Genomic DNA, 22,255 nt, shown 5'->3' with positions numbered 1-22,255 from the left:
TCACTCGCCCCGCCTTTCCCCGGAAAGCACATATTTTCGAATAAAATACGTCGGCGTACAGCTCCATGCATGGCAATAACTGTTGATTAGATTGCTGCCGTAAGGCGAGAGCTTTTTGTCATGAGGATTGTAAATTTCCCAGAAGCAGTCGGCTCCGTCCTTCACCATCCCGCCCCAGTAGGCTCTCATTTGTTCCAATGCTTTCTCCGTTCTGCCGCTTTCCATAAGCGCTTCGATCAGATGATGATGCATATAAGGCGTCGTCATGCCGATAGCCGGAGGCCGCTCGAATAGGCGGTCCATCAATCGCCCGGTTTCTTCTGCATCAAGCACACCTGCCAGCGCCATCCAAACTTGGGAGGCCCACGAGACCTGCCGGCCGGCGCCGCTGACGAAGAACTGCTGCTCCGCATCCCATAATTGCTTAACCGCCGCGTTCATTACCCGGTCGATCTGTTCGTCGATATACGCAGCTTCCTGCTCCAACCCCAGCTCATCGGCCAAGATCCTGCCCCTCTTCAAGCAATAAAGCAGGACGGCTTGCGCGGACGCTTGTTTATTCAGCTCCGGGTGCCAGTCGGTGAAGCACCACCACGACTCATCGTCACGTACAAGCCCGGATGCATCCAATCGTGCAAGACCGATATGGAGCTGCTCCATCGCGACAGGCCACAGCTCGGCAAGCGTCTCCCGGTCTTGGGAAGCCTCGTAATAATCGTGCAAAGTTGCCACGAAGAAGAGCGCATAATCATACAGTCTCGTATCATCGACCAATGGATGAGGTTTCTCAAAGACACAGGCGCCAACAGCCCCGTCCTCCAGCGTCATCCCGCCAAATAAATACAGACAGCGCTTCACCAATTCGAAATTGCCGAACGTATAGTAATTCGCCAATGCTTGAAGCCGCAAATCGCCAATCCACAGCCGGCGGTCCCGTTTCGGTCCGTCCTCGAAAACCGTCTGCATGCAGTCCTGCAGCGTCTTGACCGAGATTCTGTCCATCGCAGCCAGATCCTCCGCCAGGTCAGCCGGCAGCGGCTTCACTTTCGAAACATCCGCAGAAGTAACAGCCGTACACCAAATATCTTGGAATGACACGGTATACTTACGGGAAGTATCTATGATCTCTATTTTCATGTAGCGGAAGCAATAGCGCCGCGGCAGCCGTACGACGGCAGGGAGCACATCGAGGTAAAGCGTTTCCTCCTGCAGCCAGGATTTGCTGAGCCAGCCGTCATAGCTGTCGAACGGCTCGGCCACTTCGCACGGCATTTCGCCGAACGTCAGCTTCAAGCCGCACGGGGCATCCTGGGGACTGCCCGCGGCATGTACGGCCAATGACACATATCCGACTTGGTGATCGCCATAATCGAGAATAAAGCTGTCCCCTTTGCCGAAGGTGCCGGCCAGCAGATCGGAGACACTCCCTACCGGCTGCACGCTCCATCCTTGGAACGCTTCTTCATCTGCGACAACCTCAACTACCGCTTGCGGCCGTATAACCGACTCATGCAAATCCGGCACCAGCCGCTCGGCCAGTTCAACAAACTTAGAATTGATCCCCATTGCAAGTTTACACTCCTGTCTCGATTCTTGTTAGATAAGCTTGAGGTCCGCAACCAAGGCATCGATTTGCTCGCGCTTAACGCCTGTCATCGTATTCTCGCCTAATTGCTTGATCGTCGATTTTCGTACGAAACTCAGGAACGGTCCTTCGACAAGCGCCTGCATATGACGTTTCAATGCAGCCGCTGCCGCTTCATTCTCGAGTACATCCTGGATGCGGGAATGCTCGTCGAACCTGATCCGGAATAGATCGCCGTTGGTATAGCTGAATGAATAATCGCCAGAGCCGATCGCAACGCATACGCCTTGTTCGGTATCCCGAAGTTCCATAATGCCTGGTATCGAGGTATCCAGCGCACGATCACCCTCGCGGACAGATCCGCTTACAGCGCCGGTAAGGATAACTTCTGCCGTCGTATTCGCCGGAATATGCAGCTTCACCTGGATGTGTTCGCCGTTCACCTGCCAGCCGGACTCGATGCGGCCATACAAGGAGGCATGCGCCGCCCGCGCATAAGTAAGGCTGTTTACTGCGAATTTGGGCTCGATATGAATACGCTTGAAGGCAGGTACGGCTGAGTCCATATCCAGCCCGGCAATCTGGCGGTACATCCAGTCGCCGATAGCGCCATATGCGTAATGGTTGAACGAGTTCATATCGTCACTCCAGAACGAGCCGTCAGGTTTAATGCTGTCCCAATGCTCCCAGATCGTTGTCGCCCCTTTGGACACGGAGTACAGCCAGCCCGGATAGCTTTCCTGCATAAGCAGCTTGACCGCCGTTTCGTGGTAGCCGTTATTCGAGAGCGCGAAACAGAGGTAAGGCGTACCGACGAAGCCTGTTGACAAATGATAATCGTTATCTCGAATCAAGTCATTCAGATCTCGGGCTACCCTGGCCCGCACGCTGTCGTCGACGAGGTCGAACACAAGCGCCAGCACATGCGCCGTCTGCGTCGGGGAAGCGATTCGCCCGCTGTTCGTCACAAATTCATCGCGGAAGGCTTGCACGACACCTTGATGAAGCCGGTCGAATTCCCGTGCATCCTCCTCGTGCCCAAGCACTCTTGCGGCATCGCGGACCATACGGGTGGAGTAGGCATAATACGCGGTTGCGATCAGCGCGACAGGCGTCGCTCCGACGTAGCTGTTTTCTTTGGCATCCAGCGCCAGCCAATCGCCGAAGTGGAAGCCCGTATTCCACAGAAACTCCTGCTCGCCCTGCGAGCGAATGTAGGAAACCCAGCCTTTCATGCTGTCGTACTGCTCGGCAAGCAAACGTCTATCGCCGTAGTATTGATAGACGGTCCACGGGCAGATGACCGCAGCGTCGCCCCATGCGGCCGAATTTTCCCCGCCTACGACGTCAGGAACAACGAACGGGATACCACCGTTCTCCCTCTGCTCCGCCTTCACGTCATGCAGCCACTTGGTGAAGAAAGGACCTCCCTGATAGTTAAATAATGCTGTGGAGATGAACACTTGCGCATCTCCTGTCCAGCCTAACCGTTCGTCGCGCTGCGGGCAATCGGTCGGCACATCGAGGAAATTCCCGCGCTGCCCCCAGCGAATATTGCTTTGCAGCTGATTCACCCGGCTATCCGAGCATTCGAATTCGCCTGCCGGCTCCATGTCGGTATGCATCACTTCTCCGAGGAAAGCGTCCAGCGGCAGTCCGTTCTCCCCGCACGGGAAGCCTTCCACCTTCACATAACGGAAGCCCATGAAGGAGAAATAGGGCGCATAGCTTTCAAGACCGGTTCCTTTCGCAATGTAAGTGACGACTTGCCGTGCCGACCGTAAATTGCCGAAATAGATGTTTCCGTCTTTATCCAAAACCTCGGCATGCTTCAGTACGATGCTCGTCCCGGCCGGAGCCTCTAAGGCAATTCGCAGGCGGCCAACCATGTTCTGGCCCATATCCAGCACGTGATCGCCGGCAGGCGTTACGAAAGCTGCAACCGGCCGAATCGTCTCCGTAACGCGGGTCGGCGTATTCTCCTGCGGAATGAGCACATCCTTGCTGAGGCCTGGGATCACCTGAACCCGCTGCCATTCGCGATCGTCGAAGTTCGCCGTACTCCAGCCGTCCTGCTCGAGTCCAGCATCATACGTCTCTCCATGATAAATAGCGGAATATTGGATCGGCCCCAAAGAGGCTGTCCAATCACTGCCCGTTCCAATTACGGTTTCCGTTCCATCCGCATAGGTAATATGCAGTTGGGCAAGCGCGGCTCTTTGCTCGCCGTACTTGAAATTTTTCCCTTCGAAGCCCATCCCGCTGCGGTACCAACCATCCCCGAGCATTATGCCGAGACCGTTCCCGCCTGGCTCCAGCAGCTCCGTTACATCGTAGGTTTGGACCTGCAGCCGGGTCGGATAACTCGTCCAACCTGGCGCCAGGCATTCGTCCGAAACGCGAGATCCGTTCACGTACAGCTCATATACGCCGGCTGCCGTCGCATAGATGCGCGCCTTCTTCACATCGCCAGTCACATGGAACGGCTTGCGAAGCTGGAAAGCTGGCTGGGCGTTCGGATCGATGTCATCCGGATGCGGGGCGATCCATTCCGCCTGCCATTCGGTGCGCGCCAGCAGTCCCATCTCCCACCAAGCCGTCTCGCTCCATGCGGATTCTCGGCCGAAATGATCCCAGACTTTCACTTTATACAGATAGCGGGTCCTTGACTTCAACGATTGTCCGGCGTAGGCAATCTGAATCGATTGGTCGGATTCCGTGTACCCTGTGTCCCAGACAGGCTGGTCGAAATCGCCGTCTTCGCCGGCTACCGCAATCCGATATCCCCGCTGCAGCGTACCGCGGCGCTCGGATTCGATCTGCCAGCTGAGCTGCGGACGCTCGGCACCGATGCCGAGCGGATTGGTCCTGTATTCACACTTCAAGGATGTAACTTTCAAATTGTCCATCGTAATCCTCCTCTGATTGTTGCGGCCCTTAGCCTTTGACGGAGCCAGCCGTCATCCCGGCCACAATTTTTTTATTGAAGAAAATAAACAAAACGAGAGGCGGTAACGTAATCAGCAAAATATTCATGAACAGCAAATTCCATTGCGTAACGAATTGGCTTTGAAAATTGTATAGAGTAAGCTGCACCGTTGCGTTCTTCGCACCCGGGAAAAAATACAGCGGATTCGTAAAGTCATTGAAAATGCCGACGGACGATGTCACAATAATCGTTGCCGTCACCGGCTGCAGAAGCGGCAGGATAATCTTATAGAACAGCTTCAATCCGCCGCAGCCATCCACAACCGCAGCCTCATCGACTTCGCGCGGAATGGTAGACATGAAGCCTTTATATAGCAGCACGCCAAATGGAAAGCCAAGCGCCACTTCGACGAGAATAAGTCCCGGCAATGTCTTGAACAAGCCGATTCCATCGAGCACCCAGATGGTCGGGACGATCGCAGGCGGTATGATGAGTCCCGAGAGCACGAAGAAGTTCAGCCAAGGCGTCAAGCGGTCCGTTCGGCGCTGCATGACATAACCGGCCATGGCGCACACGAGCACCAATACGACGATCGATAGCACGGTCAGCAGCGTACTGTTGTAGAACGCCCGCAGCAGCATATAGTTACGTGCCATGACAACTTCCTTGAGATTGTCCCATAAATGGATCGACGAAGGCCATGCCAAGCTCAGCAGCGCCGATTCTTTCTTATCTTTCAGCGCATTCACAATAACGAAATAGAACGGTATCCAGAAGATCACGACCGTCATCGCAATGGCAGCGATTTCAAGGGTTAAGCCTCTTATTTTTCTGCTCATAGCTCAGCCTCTTTTCTGTTCAAATACGTATATAGCGGAAGGGCTAAAGCCGTAACAACGATGAATAGGATGACATTGCCGGCAGTAGCAAGGCCGTAATATCCGCCCTGATACTGCTTATAAATGATGGATGCGATGAGGTCGGTCGTGAAACCCGGTCCGCCTTTGGTCATTGCCCAGACCAGATCGAAGGAGCGCAATCCGCCGATAAAAGACAGAATGATGACAGAGTTCGTAGCAGGACGGCTTAACGGTAAAATAATGTTCCAAAACTTGTGGAAAGCACCTCCTCCATCCATCTCCAGCGCTTCATAATATTCCTGCGGGATGGAGAGTATGCCGGCGATGTAAATAACGGTCGCAAAGCCTACTCCTTTCCAAACATCGACAAGAGCCACCGATAACAGCGCAATGCGCGTATCGCCCAACCAATCCGGACCGGCGATGCCGATCGCGGCAAGCGCCGTATTAATCAGTCCTTGAGACGGATGCATCATCATGCTGAACGTGATACCGACGGCGATGGTGCTAAGGAGGGTAGGGAAAAATATGACAGACCGCAGATAGCCTTTGGCTCTTATTTTTGATGTCAGGAAGACGCCCAGGAGCAGGCCGAGAACAACCTTCAGTACGCAGGTGACGATCGCATAGATCAACGTATTTTTGAAACCGATCAGTAGCGACGCCTCTTGAAAAAACATTTTAAAATTGTCGAAGCCGATGAACGTCCAGCTCGTTAAATCCCATCTCGTTAAGGAGAAGAAAAATGACAGCATGGTCGGAAAAATAAAGATCAACAAATAAATTATGGCTGCAGGAAGCAGAAAAGCATATGAGTACGTTCGTTTGAATACCTTGGCCATCTTGATCACCCCTAAGTAAGTGCAAAGAGCCGGTCCTGCATGAACACCCGCATCGCCGACTCTCTATCTCCATTCTTCGATTGCTTACCAGCCTTTGAGCCCCAACTGCTTGGCTTGTTTCTCTACGTCTTTGTCATAAACTTCTGCGCCTTGTTTACCTGTCTTGATTGCAGCGCCGACTTCCGTCGTAATTTGCGGCAAGCTGGAGCCCTTGATCGGGGATACGAATTCCAGTGCGGGGGCCGTTTTGTTCGAATCAAAATATGGCGTCATCTCTTTCACGGCTTGTGCAACGGTTTCCGGCAGCCTGGAGCCTTTAATAGCGTAAGGGCCGGACGGAACGGAAGCTGCGGATTGCGCGGCTACACCATCTAAGGAAGCGATGAACTCAACGAGTTTCTTCGCTTGTTCCGGATGCTTCGTCGATTTGTAAATGTAGGCTCCGCTTGGCATCCAAACCGTCAATCCATTGGTTGCCGCGCTATCTCCCGGCTGTGCGAAGAAGCCGATATCTTTCATTTTGTCCGGGAAGTTTTGCTGCAGGGCCGGCGTTGCGAAGGAGAGCATCGGGTATTGGGCGCCTTTGCCTTCGGCCAACATTTTCAAGCCGGCGTCATAAGTAGTGGCCAAGAAATCCTTATTCATGTAGCCTTTCTTGGCAATCTCCTCCAGCTTCTCGAAGCCTCTGAGAGCTGCGGCATCCGTGGCATACTTCGCTTTGTTCGCTGTGTAATCATCGGCAAATTTCGGATTAGCCGCTTGCACATTGTAGTAATCCGCCAGCACAACGAGCTGGGTCGTCCAGTCATCCTTATAAGAACCAATCACAGGCGTAATACCCGCCGCTTTAATCTTCTCACTGTTGGCCATCAGCTCGGCCCATGTTTGGGGAACTGCAAGACCTAGATCCGCGTAGATCTTTTTGTTATAGAACCACCCGCCTGCCATCGTGGAGCCTATCGGTCCGGCATATATTTTGCCATTGACCGTAACCGTGGGCTTAAAAGAGTCGATGACATTCGCTTGAAACGGTTCGTTCGTCAGATCGAGCAAATTCGTTTCCGGGTTAAGCGCTTGCATAAGCGATCCGCTGTTATAGAAGAAGACGTCGGTCATATCGCCCGTCGCCAGGCGCGTCTTCACCAAGTTATCGCCTTCGCTGCCGCCGGGACGCGTCTCGGTTTCCACATGGATGCTCGGATTTTTCTTCTCGAACGCCTCCACGATGCCTTTGGCGACATTGACCGAGTCCTGCGTATTATCGATTAATAGTGAGATCGTTACTTTCTCGCCGGATTTTGAAGCACCGCTGTCCGCAGCTTGCCCTGGCGATTCACCGGATGAGGTGGAAGCCGTTCCGCAGCCTGTTACCACACCGGCCAATACAACCGTCGTCGACATGGCTGCAAGCCATTTGGTTCTCTGTGTATTCATGTGCAAATCCCCCTTAGTCATTCTTGTTAAGGGTGCTCGACTCGTAACCTTGCGGCGAGTTCGTTCCCTCTTGTCTTATCTTAATCGCTTTCCCGGCACGCCGGCAGTGCGTCATTCTTCGGATGGATGTCCGAATTTTTCAGGTTCTCCGGTCTGAGCAAGCTGTTCTTTATATTGACCTGGCGTAACGCCCGTATATTTTTTGAACACCTCGGAGAAGTGCCGGTAGGTATGATAGCCGACTTTCTCACTGACATCGTTCACCTTCAGGCCGCGGCTTAAGAGGGTTGTAGCCAGCTCCATCCGGATCCGGGTCAAATATTTGATATAAGACTCGCCGGCTTCTTCCTTGAAGAGCACGCTGAAATACGTCGGATTCATCCCGACATGCTCAGCAACCTCCTGCAAGGTCACATCACGCGTATAATGCTGCTCCATATAAGCGCGCGCCTGAGCAACCGGCGCAGGCTTCGACTGCCCCCCGGCATCATAACGGATAAGCCCCTTCTCGTCTAGCACTTGTGCGGATCGCAGCGCTTCCTGCGCTTCCTTGCCGCTCAGAGAGGCTTCACGCAAACTTGCATACGTTCTGCCGCAGCCTATTGTAAGGCCTGCTCGATCTGTTTCGCTCCGCAGCTCCTCCCAGAACCGTGCAGCCGGAAGCCGGAAATGGAAGAGCACGGCATACCGCGCTTCACCGTGCCTGAATGCGATTGCTTCATATTCCTCCTGTTCCCGAACAGGCGGCGCAACCTCCGATTGTGCCACAAGCACGGTCACCCCGACGATGTGCTCCGCCTTGGCGCCGTAGATGTCCCGCCATTTCGCTTCCGCTTCCCCGCCAATGAACAACAGATCGAGCGTCGCTTTCTCCAGCAGCTCGAGCCGGCTGCCCTGCACTTTCGTTTTCAGCGCCTCCACCTCTTGCTGCTTGCCGATGAGATCCATCGCTTTGCGGATCGATTTCTCAATCGTCCCGATCGTAATCGGCTTCTCCAAATAGTCGGCAACGCCGAGCTGAATCGCCTTTTTGACATATTCGAATTCATTGAACCCGCTGAACACGATGCATATCGTCTCCGGCGCTTCCCGCAAAATAATTTCAATCAGCTCCAGACCGTCCATGCCGGGCATCCGAATGTCCGTGAAAATCAGCTGCGGCCTCTGTTCCCGGAACACCTCGAGCGCGGCAAGACCGTTATCCGCCGTGCCGGTGAGTTCGATGCCATAGCTGGCCCAATCGATCATTTCCCGTAAGCCTTGAAGCACGATATACTCGTCATCAAAAACAGCAGCTTTAAGCATCTGCATCCCCCTTTTCCACAAATGGCTGAAACCGAATCCGGATATGCGTGCCTCGATCCACTTCGCTCGTAATCGTTAGTGAACTGGTCGCGCCGTAGTACAGCGCCAACCGCTCGCGCACATTCCTTAAACCATATCCCAACTCCGTCGCAGCCAAATCGGCCATGCCCACCCCGTCATCTTCTACTGTGAAAACAAGAAAGCCCTCTTCCCGCTTCCCGGTCAGCCTGATCGTTCCTTCGCCTACCTTGGGCTCCAACCCATGATAGATCGCGTTCTCAACCAGCGGCTGAAGGAGCAGCTTCATGATTTCCATGCTCATAATGGCGGGCTCCACCTCTTCCACATACGTGAAGCGATTATTGTACCGGATATTCTGAATCGTCATATAATGCTCGATGTGCTTCAGCTCCTTGTACACCGATATCGTATCTTTGCCTTTATTCAGGCTTAATTTGAAGCTTTCCGACAAAGAAATCGCCATTTGCGCGACATCGTGGTTTTTCTGCAAGGTCGCCATCCAATAAATCGAATCGAGCGTGTTATATAAAAAATGAGGCTTAATTTGCGCCTGCAGCGCCCGCAGCTCAGCCTCCCGTTCTTTCAACTCCGATAGAATGAGCCGTTCGTTCAGCGCCTTGTTTTCCGAAACGACCCGTTTGAACGTTTCCCCGATGGTGCCGACCTCATCCTGCTCGAATGTTTCGTTGAACTCGCGGGCGCCCTTCGTCCATTCCACCATCATTTTCTTGATCGTGAGCAAAGGTCGCGTGATGCTGGCGGAGATCAAAATGGAATATAACAGCGCCACAATCCCCATGGAAACCGCGATCAGCGTTGTAGCCGTGCGTATTTTATTGGACTGCTGGAGCAGCTCATTCACCTTGATCACGTGGAGAAATGTCCAGTTCGTAGTTTGATTCTGAAATTGGCTGACGAGATAGCCCTGCTTCTCCAGCTGCCGGACCAGCGACTCCTTGTCTCCTTGGATCGGCTCGTCCCTTTCCGGCAATCCGTTATTGAATACGATTGTACTGGCGGAGGACGCATTGTCCAGCGCCATGAATCCGCCGCTCTGGCTTTTCTCATTAAATATTTCATTGAAAATGGAGGTCGAAATGTTCACGACCAAGAGGCCGATGGCCTCCCCGCTGGGAGAGGAGGCATCGCGGAATAATTTGACCGTGGAGAACGAGTTCGGCGACTCTTTGAAAATATCGTAGCCCAGGAACACAACCCTGCCCTTGTCCTCCAAGGCGCTCTGGTACCAGGAAGTTTGCTGGATCAGCCTCGCTTTATCCGGCTGTTCATAGATCCCGGCGTCGTCCGATCTGCCTGCACAGTAAGTCTTAAAGTCCAAATTCAGCACACAGATCGAATTAACGAACCTCGTATCGAATTGATTATTGTTGATCGCCTTCTGCAGCTTGTTCGACGTCCATTCACTCGTAGAGTTGGGCTCGCTGCTCGAAGGCACGTTGCTCGTGAATAGAACCTCGCGCACCTCTTCGTTCACTACGATGGACCGGTTCATATTAATAATGCTGCGGAACAACAGATCCGCCACTTCGCTTGAGGTTTCCAAATGATTCTCATACGTCTGCGCGTTCGTCTCCATGAGCGTGTTCTTGGCAATATTGAATGAGATGTAGCCCAAAATAAACAGCGGCGGCAGCGAGATGACGATCATCGCGACCAGAAACCGGCTTCTCAACCGCTGGAAGCGAATGCTCGATAAAATAAACGATTTGAACCGGTTAATCATGCTGTGCCTCCGTCTTATGCGTAATAGGAAATGTCATAATGGTATTATAGCGAGTTCCGGTCCCCTCACATAATGTGCTTATTTTTTGGATCGGTATCCGATTTTTTTGGGTAGTCAGCACAAAGGCCGCCGATCTTCACGACCGGCAGCCTTAATGTTCCTCTTCATAATGGATAACGCACATATAATGACTAGCCTAACGGCAAAACAACCTCGAACCGGGTGCCGTATCCTTTGCGGGAAACAGCGGACATCGTGCCATTGTGGTTCTCGATAATCCGGTAGCAAATCGACAGGCCGAGACCCAGCCCATTTTCTTTGGTCGTGAAAAATGGATTCATAATCTGATCCAACTCTTCCTTCGTCATGCCCACACCGTTGTCTTCGATACTCATCTTGAACGACCCGTTAGGGAGATCCGCTTCTGTACGGAGCTGTATGTATCCGTTCTTGTCTATAGATTCAATTGCATTCTGAAGCAAATTCACCAAAACCTGTCTGATCTGCGAAGGATCGATCATGGCAATCGTTAAGTTTTGGTCCAAAACCGCTTCGATAGACGTATTTTTCATGATGGCCTGGCTGTCCATGAACCGAACGGTGTCTCGCAGAAACTCCTGCAGCTCAACGGCTTTCCGCTCGGGCGTACTGGGCTTGGCCATTACGACAAAATCGGAAACAAGCTGCTTCATGCTCTCCAGCTCGCCGCTGATCAAATCTACATAATTCCATAATTTGTGCGGGTCGTTGGAGCGCTTGCCAAGTTGAATAAAACCGATGATCGAGGTGAGCGGATTGCGGATCTCATGCGCCAACCCCGCCGCCAGCTTGCCGATTGCCGAAAACTTCTCCGAATTGATCCACTGCCGCTCCAGGATGACGCGCTCGGTAATATCGCGAAACTGGGCAAATGCCCCCAGCAGCTCGCCGCGCTCGTTCAGAATCGGCATGACATCGAAGAGACAGACATTCTCCTGATCCAGCGATGAGCGGAAGGAGAGCTCAATATTCTCGCATGCCTTCCGGTACTTCAGAGCTTGGTAGAAATAGCTGCCGAAATGCTCGAACGGGAATACAGGCGTTCCTGTCACACTGTTCCGGTTTCTTCCCGTAATCTTCTCGGCGAATGCATTGAATTCCGTAATCATCCCTCTTTCATCTGTCATAATAATGCCATTGCGCATATTGTTCACAACCAGCTGCTGGATGAAATGCTGATTATGATTCGCCAGCCGCAGCGATAATTCGCGTTCAATCGAATCCACCATATTTGCGAGCAGCGCCAAGTAAGTATGATGATGGTGCTGAACGGACGTCATGATCGAGATCGCGCCCGATAGATGATGATAATCCGAGAAATGAAATGGCACGCAATAGCAGGCTGAATTCTCCAGCATCTTATGGTAGTGCTCTGCGCCGACAATTTGAATCGGTCTTTGCTCGCGGAGCGCCAGGGCGACGACATTCGTCCCCATGTACGCCTCGTCACATTGAATGCCCTCCTTTAATCCCAATTGATGAATCATCGACTTCATCGTCTCGTCCCCATAATGATCCAGAACATACCCTTTATCGTTATTAACAACAATCAGATGCGGGCTGCCGGATAGGAACGCCAAAATCTTCTCTGAAAAATAATTCGTCACGACGAGAATATCCCTGTACTTAAGTCTCTCTTCCTGCAGCTGATCCGATGTCAACGTTGAACCTGGCAAAGGTATTTTCGTGGGATCCAGTCCCAAGGCCCTGCACCTGCGGCGGGAGTCTTCAATCCATTTATCCATGTGATTCTCCTTGATTAGATGGCTTTCGTTCCTCTTTTATGCAAATTATACCATAACCTGCGCCTTGGAAGACATAAAAAAACCAAGACACATAATTTTAAATGTGACTTGGTTATGGGCGTGGGTGTTATGGGTTAGGAGTTCGAGTTGCGAGATGCGAGTTATGAGTTATGAGTTATGAGTTGCGAGTTCAAGCTACCAGCTACGAGCTAAGAGTTACGAATTACGAGATGCGAGTTTGAGTTACGGGTTCGGGTTGCGAGTTACGAGTTATATGACTTGCGAAGCTGTACGATCCGCTCTGCGGTACGGTCCAACCTTTCTTTGATCAAAATTTGGTCCGAATATCGACGGGGAATTCCATCGAATCCGTAATAGACGCCGGCAAGTCCCCCGGCTATGGCCCCAATCGTGTCGGAATCCCCGCCCAAATTCGCTGCTTGCTGCACGACTTCGGCGAACGACTGCGTATGGGCAAGAATATGAATCGCCCAATTCATCGTACGGACGACGAAACCGCTCGGTTCACAATTCGGATCCCCCGTGAGAACATACGCGTAAGGCGTATTCGTAATTTCAGCTTCCAATGCATGTTGGAGCGATTCCTGCTGCAAAAGCCGATATACAATTCGATTATAAATAACACAGGCTTCATTGCAGCGCTCATCATAATGCGTCATTTTGGACTGCAGGCGGGATACTCGCTCGATGTCCGATAGCCGGGGGTAGCTAAGCCCTACCGGGAGGCATCTCATTAACGAGCCGTTGCCTGCGCTCTGGCCCATATCCTGATCCGCCAGAAAAGCGGCTTCAAACCAATTCCCCTGATAAGTGCCGAGCACCCTTCGGATGATGTTGCCGATATCTTTGGGATCCGATCGGTACCATGCCAGAAATTGGTCCCCGATAGCGGTCATCGGATCTTCCGGTCGGGTCAAAATCCCTTCGGCCACACATAGCGTCATCATCGTGTCGTCCGTCACTTCCCCGGGCTCCAGCTCCCAAACGCCGCCGCCGATCATCTCCGTCAAGTACCCGTGCTTCCGCTCGATTTCTTTCCTCGTCAAAAACTCCGTCGTTCCTCCTAGAGCATCGCCTACGGCAACGCCGTATAGGCCGCCTTTGATTTTATCGCTAAGGTTCATGGGATCGCTCCTTCGCTTTATTTGATGAAGGGGATGTTAGTTGGTTTTTGATAATAACAAATTGTTATTATCTGTTTAGTATTATATACCGAACTCTTTATTTGTTCAATATGTATCTCTGGCAGCCTGCGCTGGCAAGCAATAGCATATCTTGGGGAAAGGAGTGGAAGATGAACTCTTCACTCGGTGAGAGTTCGCGGAGCTTCTAGTCGAGGTCCTTTGGACCTTGAGGGATGATTTTATGTGGTTCGGGCGTGTGCGGGGCGTGGAGTGAGTGCGGGGCGAGCGTGGAGCGAATGCCGGGCGAGCACCGGGCGCTCAGTATGAAGCGTAACTGGAATTTCTCAAGTTATTCCAACCAATTTCGCCTCCAACCGAGGCGATAACTGGAAAATCTCCTGCTAATTTCACGAAAAGTTCCATACTGCCTCGTCAGTCGCTAATTTTAACGGGAGAAACTCCATTTATTCCTTCCCGCGGGCTGCCTGGGTACTCGATTAACTGGAGTTTTTCCAGTTATTGCAGCTCGAACCAGCGCAGCACTGTTCAGGTAGCTCGGCGTAGTTCAGTGCAGCTCAGCTAAGAGCGTTGCGAGCGCGGGGCGAGCGGGGTGTGCTCGACGCGGGCAAGCGAAGCGAGGCAAGTGTGGGCACGCACGGGGCGCGGGTGAGCGCATGGTGGGCGCGCGCGGGCGTAACTGGAATTTCTCCAGTTATTCCAACCAATTTCGCCTCCAACCGAGGTGATAACTGGAAAATCTCCCGCTAATTTCCACGAAAAGTTCCATACTGCTCGTGAATCGATAATTTTAACGGGAGAAATTCCATTTATACCGTCCCACAGGCTGCGTGGACATTCGATTAACTGGAGTTTTTCCAGTTATTGCAGCTCCGAGCAACTCAGCGCGACGAGCACGGGGCTGGACGCAGCGATCGCGGAGCTGAATGCTGGCAGGCGCGGATGGGCCCGGCGATCGCGGGGCTGAACGCTGGCAGGCGCGGATGGGCCCGGCGACCGCGGGGCTGGACGCTGGCACTCGCGGATGGGCGCAGCGCCCGAACCCGCCCGAACCCGCAAAAAAAGCCGGCGGCACACGCTCCCACAAAGGGAGCGCGCGCCAACCGGCCGGCCGGGACTCATTATTCTTCGAATATTTTCGTCAGCAGCTCGCCGAGCGCTTGCAGCGCCTGCTCTTCCTGCTCGCCGTCAACCTCCAGCGTCACTTCCTCGTTCAGCTGAATGCCCAATGTGAGCATGCTGAGGGAGCTTTTGCCGTTCACTTTCTTGCTGCCCTTAATGACGTTGACTTTGCAAGGATAAGCGCTGGCCGCTTGCACGAACACCTTGGTCGGACGGGCGTGAAAGCCGGACGGATTCAAAATCGTAAAAGTTTGCGATAACATGATTATTCACTCCTTGTCTTTTCATTAACGAATGCATGGATGCTTTCTTGGCTGCTCATCGACAGGATGTGTTCGGTATACCCGGCCCACTCTGCACGGGATAATTGTTTGATGAGCGCGCGCGCGGGCAGAATCGAGCTGGCGCTCATACTGAATTCGTGCAAGCCAAGGCCAAGCAAAATGGGAATGGCGGTCTCATCGCCGGCCATTTCGCCGCACATGCCCACCCATTTGCCTTCCCGCTCCGCCGCCTGGATGACCATGCGGATCAAGCGCAGCACCGAAGGATGGCAGGGCTGATACAAGTACGAGACGTTCTCGTTCATGCGGTCGGCCGCCATCGTATATTGAATGAGGTCGTTCGTTCCGATACTGAAGAAATCGACCTCTTTGGCTAAGAAATCCGCCGCCAGCGCCGCGGCCGGCACTTCGATCATAATGCCGACTTCGATCGTGTCGGATACCTGAGCGCCTTCCTCCCGGAGCTTCGCTTTCTCCTCCTGCAGCAGGCGCTTAGCCTCCCGCAGCTCCTCGGCTACGGCGATCATCGGGAACATGATTTTCAGCTGCCCATAGCTGCTTGCCCGCAGCAAGGCTCTCAGCTGTGTCCGGAACAGATCCTGCCGGTCCAGACACAAGCGCACGGCGCGCAGGCCGAGGAAGGGATTGCTTTCGGCCGGCAGCTTCATGTACGGCAGCTCTTTATCGCCGCCGATGTCCAGCGTGCGAATGACGACAGGCTTGTTGTTCATCCGCTCCAGCACGTGCTTATACACCTGGAACTGTTCTTCTTCCGTCGGAAGCGCGCTGCGTCCCATGTACAGAAATTCGGTGCGGAACAGCCCGATGCCTTCCGCGCCGTTCGCCAGCACCTTCTGCAAATCCTCCACGCTGCCGATGTTGGCGGCCAGCTCGACGCGGTGGCCGTCCCCGGACACCGTCGGCTCGTCAAGCAGCATGCGCAGCTCGCTGCGGCGCTTGTCGTACGCGATTTTGTGCGCTCGGTACTCCGCCAGCTCGGTCTCGGACGGGTCAACGATGGCAATGCCTTGAACGGCATCCATGACGACCATCGTTCCCGTCTCGATATCCGCCGCCGCGGAACCCGCCCCGACGATCGCGGGAACTTCCAGCGAACGGGCCATGATCGCAGAGTGGGAAGTACGGCTTCCGACCTCGGTGATGAATCCGAGCACATAATCGGTATTGAGCTGCGCCGTATCCGAAGGCGTCAAGTCTTCGGCAATCAGAACGCACGGCTCGTGGATGGCGGACACCGCCGCGTAGGATACGCCGCGCAGCAAGCTCATCAAGCGGCCGGATACATCCCGCACATCGGCTGCCCGTTCTCTCAGCAGCTCGTTATCCATCGATAAGAGCATGTCGATGAACCCTCCGGCCACTCCGTGCAGCGCGAATTCCGCGTTCAGGCTCTCGCTTTCGATCTGCTCGATAATCGCATCGATGAGATCGGGATCTTCCAATAGCAGCAAATGCGCTTCGAAAATTTCGGCTTTGGCCGCCCCCATTTTTTCCTCGGTCATTGCCCGAATGTGTGCCAGCTGCTCCTTGGCTGTCTCCACCGCTTGCCGGAAACGTGCCGTTTCTATCTCAGTGTCCGCTACCTTATCCGGTGAGGGCACATAAGTTTCATGCTTAAGCCGGTACGCCTTCGCGATGGCGATGCCGGGGGAAGCGGCAATTCCGGTTAGTCGTTTCGTCAACATGTCAGCCATAAGAATACTCCCCTTCCTTAAGATTGCCTTGCTTGCTTCAACTGCTCGTAGTGATGAACGACCTCGGCATGGATCGGGTGATCCGCTTCGATGGACGTATATTTCGTGATCGCGGCGGTAAGTCCCAACGCATGAATATCGGCCCGGATTTGCACAGCCTCCGGATCGTCCGCAGGGTCGAACAGGAGCGCTGCAGCCATTCCCATCGCCAAATGCTGAGCCCCCATCCCCAATTCATAGGCTTGCAAAGCGGGGCGGACAAGACGGTCGTTCGGGGACAGCTTGCGAATCGGCGATCGTCCTACGCGTGTCACTTCATCGGTCAAATGCGGATTGACGAATCGGCTTATAATTTTATGAATATAGTTCGTATGCGTAGCCGCATCAAATCCGTATCTCCGCTGAAGCACAGCGCCTGTTTCTTCCATAGCCGCCTGCACGAGCGCCGCGATGCGCCGGTCCGCCATCGCCTCCTGAATGGTCGGGTATCCATGCATGTAGCCCAAATAGGCTGCAATGCAATGCCCCGTATTAACGGTGAAAAGCTTGCGCTCGATGTACGGCTCGAGTTTGTTCACATAATGGATGCCTTCGATCCGCTGAAAGCCGGGAAACATCTGAGATTCGTCAACGACCCATTCGTAGAACGGCTCAACCCGGACCTCCAGCGGGTCCGCATTGTGCTGAATCGGCACGATGCGGTCTACCGCAGCATCCGGGAAAGCGGCGAGCCCTTCCGCCTTCTCCTGCAGCTCCGGGCTCAAATGGCTGTACACATGCTCTTTGAGCTGCGTACTGCCGCCGATGGCGTTCTCGCAGGCAATGATGGCCAGCGGCGCTCCTCCGCGCGCGATGCGCAGCTCGAGCCCTTTGGCGATCCCGCCTGCAATATGCTTCAAGATGTTCACGCCGACCGCTGTCGTCACGAGATCCGCGCTTGCGACCGCTTCGGCAACATCGTCCGGGTTCCCTCCGTTTATGGCCGTAACGTTATTGACCTGGAATGTTTCCTGCGCATCGCTTGCGATACGCACCGTATAGGACTTCCTCTTTTGCAGCTCCTCCACCAGACGATCATTCACATCGGAGAAGACGACTTCATACCCCGCTTGCGACAGCACGAGTCCGATAAAGCCTCTGCCGATATTTCCAGCGCCGAAATGAACTGCTTTCATGACTCCATCCCGCTTTCGAAAATGGCAACCAGCTCTTCCGCCGTCGCAGCTTTCATAATGCCTTCCATATTCTCATCTTCCGAACAGATCATCGCTACATTCGTCAAAATATCCAAATGATCGTTGCCCGCCGCAGCGATGCCGATCACGAGAACAGCCTTCTCGCCGTCGCCGAAATCCACACCTTGCGGAATTTGGACGATGGACAGTCCCGTCGAGCGAATGAGCGCTTTGGAATCCTGCGTGCCGTGAGGAATGGCAAGTCCGTTCCCCATGTAGGTCGATAAAGTTGCCTCCCGCTCCAGCATTTTCTCAATATAAGCCTCCGAGGCGTGACCGGCGTCCACCAGCAGCTGCCCCGCCATACGAATCGCTTCGAATTTGTCTTGCGGCTGTGCGTTCAATTTCACTTTCTCTACAGATAAAATCGTCATCGTAGGTTCTCCTCTATCCTTTTAGGATTTATTTTCTAAAAAGCCTTCAAGCTCTTGCGATAAAAATTGCTTGATCTCCGATTGGCTGCCTTCCTTAAGCAGCTCGATCATCTGCGGGATGAGCAGATATGAGCTGATCTCGCTAAGCACCTCCAGGCTTTCCTTCGACAGCTGCTGCGGACCCAGCATTAACAGCACCTGTCTCACCCCGGATGGTGCGAGCTGATCGAGCACCAAATCCTGCTGCAAACGAAACAACGTCAAGAACGGCGCCTTCACCAGCTCGCTTCGAATATGAAAGAGGGCCAGCCCCGTGTCGGGAATAACCTGACTGCTTTGTCTTTCTCTTGCCAGCAGCAGCTCAACAATCGGCTCTACGTCTTCAATCACATGAGTTAACTTGGCGTAGCCGCAGATTTCACGCAGTGTCGCCTGCAAGCTGTCGAAGGATTGCTCCACATGATGAACGGTGAATTGGTCGATGATCCTCACGATTTCATTGACGTACTGTTTGATTCGGTACAGTCTGTCGGTTGTCGCATCCACCTCGGGGATTGGACCGAGCTCCTGCCGGATATCGTCCTTTTTCAACGTTACGTTCTGAATGAACAATCTCAGACGCTCCGCCTCTTCCTTCGTAAGAAGCGGACTCAGCTTGATATATTGATCGTTATCCAATGGCAAATCCACTGTAGAGACGATCAGGTCGTACTCCTTCTCCGGAATGCGCGCCGCTTCGAACCAAGAAGCGTGCCCGATGATATCGATTTGGGGCAGTTCCTTCGTTAAGCGCACGGCGAGCATCTTGGACGTTCCCAAGCCGCTCGTGCAGACGAGAATCGCTCTCACATTGCGGCGGAATTGCTTCTGTCTCTCCAGAGATGCACCGAAATGCATGACGAGATAACCGATTTCTTCATCCGGTAACGCTATCCCCGTTATCGTCTCATCCACTGCTCTCCGGATTCCCTCGAAGAGAGCTTCGTAATCCTTCTTGATTTGGGCGAGCAGCGGGTTGCGAATGCCCACACCTGCCTGCAGCCGCTTCAGCGCGGATTCGAGATGGCTCAGCAGTCCGTCCCGAAGAGAGCGGTCGCTGCTGTAGGGGACCCCGCTATGCGCCTCCATCTGGCGAACCAGCTTCCAGACGATTTCCATGTAGCTGAGCTCTTCCTGCGGCAAAAGCTGATTCGGATGCGGTGCTTCCCCTCGCTCGAGCAGCCCGGCGATATAAGCGGTCTCAGCGGTTGAGAACTCAACCTCCGCCTTGCTCGACAAATGGCCGATGAGCTGGGCGAGCAGCTCGCTCTGCCGAACGGACTGTTTCTCCGCTTGCAGCTCAATCCCCCTGCCCTGCTTGATCCGCGAAACGGCGATCGAGATGTGGATAAGCAGCTGCGTATAGGCCTCTTCCGACAACGCGTTAAGCCCTTCATCCTCAACTTGCCATAAAGCCTCTTCCACTTTGGCAAAATGTTCCTTGCCGATCAACGCCAGCAGCTTCATCATGACGGGCGTGAGCGGCTGGTCCGGTTTGCCGAACAAATCGGATTCGTCCAAATAGTGCCGGGCCATCCGCGAAATCATCCTGCGCATATTCGCTTCAGAACCGCTCAGACCGACACCGTACCCTCTTCTGCGCACAAGGATGAGATCGGATTTCTGCACCCAGCCCTCGAGCTCATCCAGGTCATTCGTGATGGTCGGAATCGTTACGCTAAGCTCATGCGAAAGAGTGAATAACTTAACAGGCTCAGCTTCTTGAAGCAGCGTGCACAGAATATACAGCTTGCGGTCTTGGGCGGAGTACTCGCTGGCCGAAACAGCCAACAACGACCGTTTGAAAGCATCCAAATGAGCAGAGTCTCCCTGTAAAAGCATGCCTTTGCCCGATTTCTTCTGAAGCGTCAATCCGGCATTCTGAACGATCGTTTCCAGATCCGCCAGCTCTCTATGCACCGTTCTTGTACTGACATTGATTTCTGCGGCGATTTCACCCGCTGTAACTTCACCTTCGCGGCGTAATAGCAGCTCTAGGATTTGACGGTGCCTGTGTGTCAATCTCATATTCATGCACCTCTTACGGAAATGGAGATAACGCCGGCTTGACAGCCAGCGTTACACGGATATATTAACTTAAACGTTTGACAAGCTCATCATATTCGGGACTTTTCATGAAATTGTCGATGGAGATATGCTCCGCCTGCGGAGCTTGGTTCCGCGCACGATCGGTCAGCGATTTGTGCGTGACGACGATATCGGCATCTCCCGGTATTTCACTGATCGCCGTATTAATGACCGTAACGGCAACGCCCGCTTCTTTCATTTTCTTTCTCAGAATGGAAGCTCCCATCGCGCTGGATCCCATACCTGCATCGCAAGAAAACACAATTTTATTGACCTTGGAGGCCGGTTTAACGGAAGCCGTTGCAGCGGCCGTCTCGGCTGCTGCGGCCGCGGCAGGAGCTGCCGCCGTGCTGCCCGCTTGCTTCATCTGCTTCATCTTCTCAGCTGCTTGCTCCAGATTTTCGTCCTCCTCGGACTGCTTGCCCGTTTTGAGCAGCAGTGCCGCTACAGCGAAGGAAACTACCGTTGCCGTGATGACACCTGTGAAGATGGCAAGCATTCCACCCTTAGGCGCCATCGCGATATAAGCGAAAATACTTCCCGGCGACGGCGGAGCGACAAGTCCTGCGTTGAACAGGGAGAACGTGAACGTACCGGTTACACCGCCTGCGATAACGGCTAGAATCAATCGCGGATTCATCAGAATATACGGGAAATAAATCTCGTGAATACCGCCAAAGAAGTGAATGATAGCGGAGCCTGGCGCCGACAGTTTGGCGGAACCGCGGCCTACGAGCCAGTAAGCCAACAGGATGCCAAGTCCAGGTCCCGGGTTGGATTCGAGCATGAACAGAATCGATTTGCCGGTATTCGAAGCTTGCTCCAGCGCAATCGGGCTGAGCACGCCGTGGTTGATGGCATTGTTCAAGAACAAAACTTTCCCGGGTTCGATCAAGACGTTCGCAAGCGGCAACAACCCGGCATCGACCAAGAATTGAACCCCGGCGGCGAGCGCCTTGCTCACGACTTGAACGGCCGGGCCTACGACCGCGTAAGCGAGTACGGCCAGAACACCGCCGATAATACCGGATGAGAAGTTGTTGACGAGCATCTCAAAGCCGGATTTGATTTTGCCTTCGATTGATTTATCGAATTGCTTCAGCACCCAGGCTGCGAAAGGTCCGACGATCATCGCACCCATGAACATCGGAATATCCGTCCCGATGACGACCCCCATCGTGGTTACAGCACCGATGACGCCGCCTCGCGTGCCGTGAATCATCGTCCCTCCCGTATACCCGATCAAGAGCGGCAGCAGGTACGTAATCATCGGTCCGACAAGTTTGGCCAAATATTCATTTGGAATCCAACCCGTCGGAATGAATAATGCGGTGATGAGCCCCCAGGCGATAAAGGCGCCGATATTCGGCATCACCATACCGCTTAGGAAACGTCCGAAACGCTGGACCTTCACGCGAGCTCCACCCGCTGACGGTTGGCTTTTTGAAGATAATGTATCCATTAGGATAACCTCCCATGAGCTTAATCATGATATTGTTTATGTACTTATCGTAATGCAAAAGCGCTTTCACGTTCAATCAAATCAAAATTCCTTTTCGTCATCATTATTGTTGACACTATTTTTCGCATACATTTTACTGCCATACATTTGGAATCCTATTGGAAAGGTCAGCAAGCCCGGGAAGGGATGGAAGCGGGTTTATCCAACCTCCGTACTCCGTACGCTTTTCGCCAAAGTAAAAGGCTACCGCCTGCAGTATCAAAAGATAC

The 22,255-nt window shown here is 53.4% G+C and carries 15 protein-coding genes; all 15 read right to left on the bottom strand.

The window, feature by feature from the left end; all coding sequences use genetic code 11:
- A complete protein-coding gene (locus PUT07_RS09590; protein ID WP_274467735.1) occupies positions 1-1,566 on the bottom strand; it encodes an alpha-L-rhamnosidase-related protein in 1,566 nt (521 codons plus the stop codon).
- 30 nt (positions 1,567-1,596) lie between these two features.
- Entirely contained in the window at positions 1,597-4,494 is a 2,898-nt protein-coding gene (locus PUT07_RS09585) for an alpha-L-rhamnosidase (RefSeq protein ID WP_274467734.1), read from the bottom strand.
- 28 nt (positions 4,495-4,522) lie between these two features.
- A complete protein-coding gene (locus tag PUT07_RS09580; RefSeq protein WP_274467733.1) occupies positions 4,523-5,353 on the bottom strand; it encodes a carbohydrate ABC transporter permease in 831 nt (276 codons plus the stop codon).
- Positions 5,350-6,216, bottom strand: a complete 867-nt coding sequence (locus PUT07_RS09575) for a carbohydrate ABC transporter permease (protein WP_274467732.1) — start codon at positions 6,214-6,216, stop codon at positions 5,350-5,352. Before PUT07_RS09575 ends, PUT07_RS09580 begins: the two co-directional genes overlap by 4 nt.
- 84 nt (positions 6,217-6,300) lie before the next feature.
- Positions 6,301-7,650, bottom strand: coding sequence for an ABC transporter substrate-binding protein (locus tag PUT07_RS09570; RefSeq protein ID WP_274467731.1), 1,350 nt, complete (start codon positions 7,648-7,650; stop codon positions 6,301-6,303).
- A gap of 111 nt (positions 7,651-7,761) precedes the next feature.
- The gene (locus PUT07_RS09565; protein WP_274467730.1) at positions 7,762-8,955 is read right to left on the bottom strand and encodes a response regulator; all 1,194 of its coding nucleotides are present in this window, start codon (positions 8,953-8,955) and stop codon (positions 7,762-7,764) included.
- Complete coding sequence (locus tag PUT07_RS09560; protein ID WP_274467729.1) at positions 8,948-10,720, bottom strand: cache domain-containing sensor histidine kinase; 1,773 nt, start codon at positions 10,718-10,720, stop codon at positions 8,948-8,950. The genes PUT07_RS09565 and PUT07_RS09560 overlap by 8 nt, the downstream gene beginning before the upstream one ends.
- 191 nt (positions 10,721-10,911) lie before the next feature.
- Positions 10,912-12,504: an ATP-binding protein gene (locus PUT07_RS09555; RefSeq protein ID WP_274467728.1), complete on the bottom strand. Its 1,593-nt coding sequence runs from the start codon at positions 12,502-12,504 to the stop codon at positions 10,912-10,914.
- Between the two features lie 263 nt (positions 12,505-12,767).
- Positions 12,768-13,649, bottom strand: a complete 882-nt coding sequence (locus PUT07_RS09550; RefSeq protein WP_274467727.1) for an ADP-ribosylglycohydrolase family protein — start codon at positions 13,647-13,649, stop codon at positions 12,768-12,770.
- A gap of 1,139 nt (positions 13,650-14,788) precedes the next feature.
- Entirely contained in the window at positions 14,789-15,052 is a 264-nt protein-coding gene (locus PUT07_RS09545; RefSeq protein ID WP_274467726.1) for an HPr family phosphocarrier protein, read from the bottom strand.
- A gap of 2 nt (positions 15,053-15,054) precedes the next feature.
- A complete protein-coding gene (gene ptsP / locus PUT07_RS09540) occupies positions 15,055-16,776 on the bottom strand; it encodes a phosphoenolpyruvate--protein phosphotransferase (RefSeq protein WP_274469262.1) in 1,722 nt (573 codons plus the stop codon).
- A gap of 29 nt (positions 16,777-16,805) precedes the next feature.
- Complete coding sequence (locus PUT07_RS09535; RefSeq protein ID WP_274467725.1) at positions 16,806-17,963, bottom strand: mannitol-1-phosphate 5-dehydrogenase; 1,158 nt, start codon at positions 17,961-17,963, stop codon at positions 16,806-16,808.
- Positions 17,960-18,397 (bottom strand): PTS sugar transporter subunit IIA, encoded by a 438-nt coding sequence (locus PUT07_RS09530; protein ID WP_274467724.1) that lies wholly within the window; start codon positions 18,395-18,397, stop codon positions 17,960-17,962. The genes PUT07_RS09535 and PUT07_RS09530 overlap by 4 nt, the downstream gene beginning before the upstream one ends.
- Before the next feature lie 21 nt (positions 18,398-18,418).
- Positions 18,419-20,464 carry a BglG family transcription antiterminator gene (locus tag PUT07_RS09525; protein WP_274467723.1) on the bottom strand — a complete coding sequence of 682 codons (2,046 nt, stop codon included), beginning with the start codon at positions 20,462-20,464 and terminating at the stop codon, positions 18,419-18,421.
- A 64-nt stretch (positions 20,465-20,528) separates the two neighbouring features.
- Positions 20,529-21,986: a PTS mannitol transporter subunit IICB gene (locus PUT07_RS09520; RefSeq protein WP_274467722.1), complete on the bottom strand. Its 1,458-nt coding sequence runs from the start codon at positions 21,984-21,986 to the stop codon at positions 20,529-20,531.
- Between the last annotated feature and the right edge of the window lie 269 nt (positions 21,987-22,255).

This window comes from Paenibacillus sp. MAHUQ-63, from assembly GCF_028765165.1.
Taxonomy (GTDB): Bacteria; Bacillota; Bacilli; order Paenibacillales; family NBRC-103111; genus Paenibacillus_E.
The sequence above is the reverse complement of the archived record's forward strand: the minus strand, read 5'-3'. Positions and strand labels throughout refer to the sequence as shown.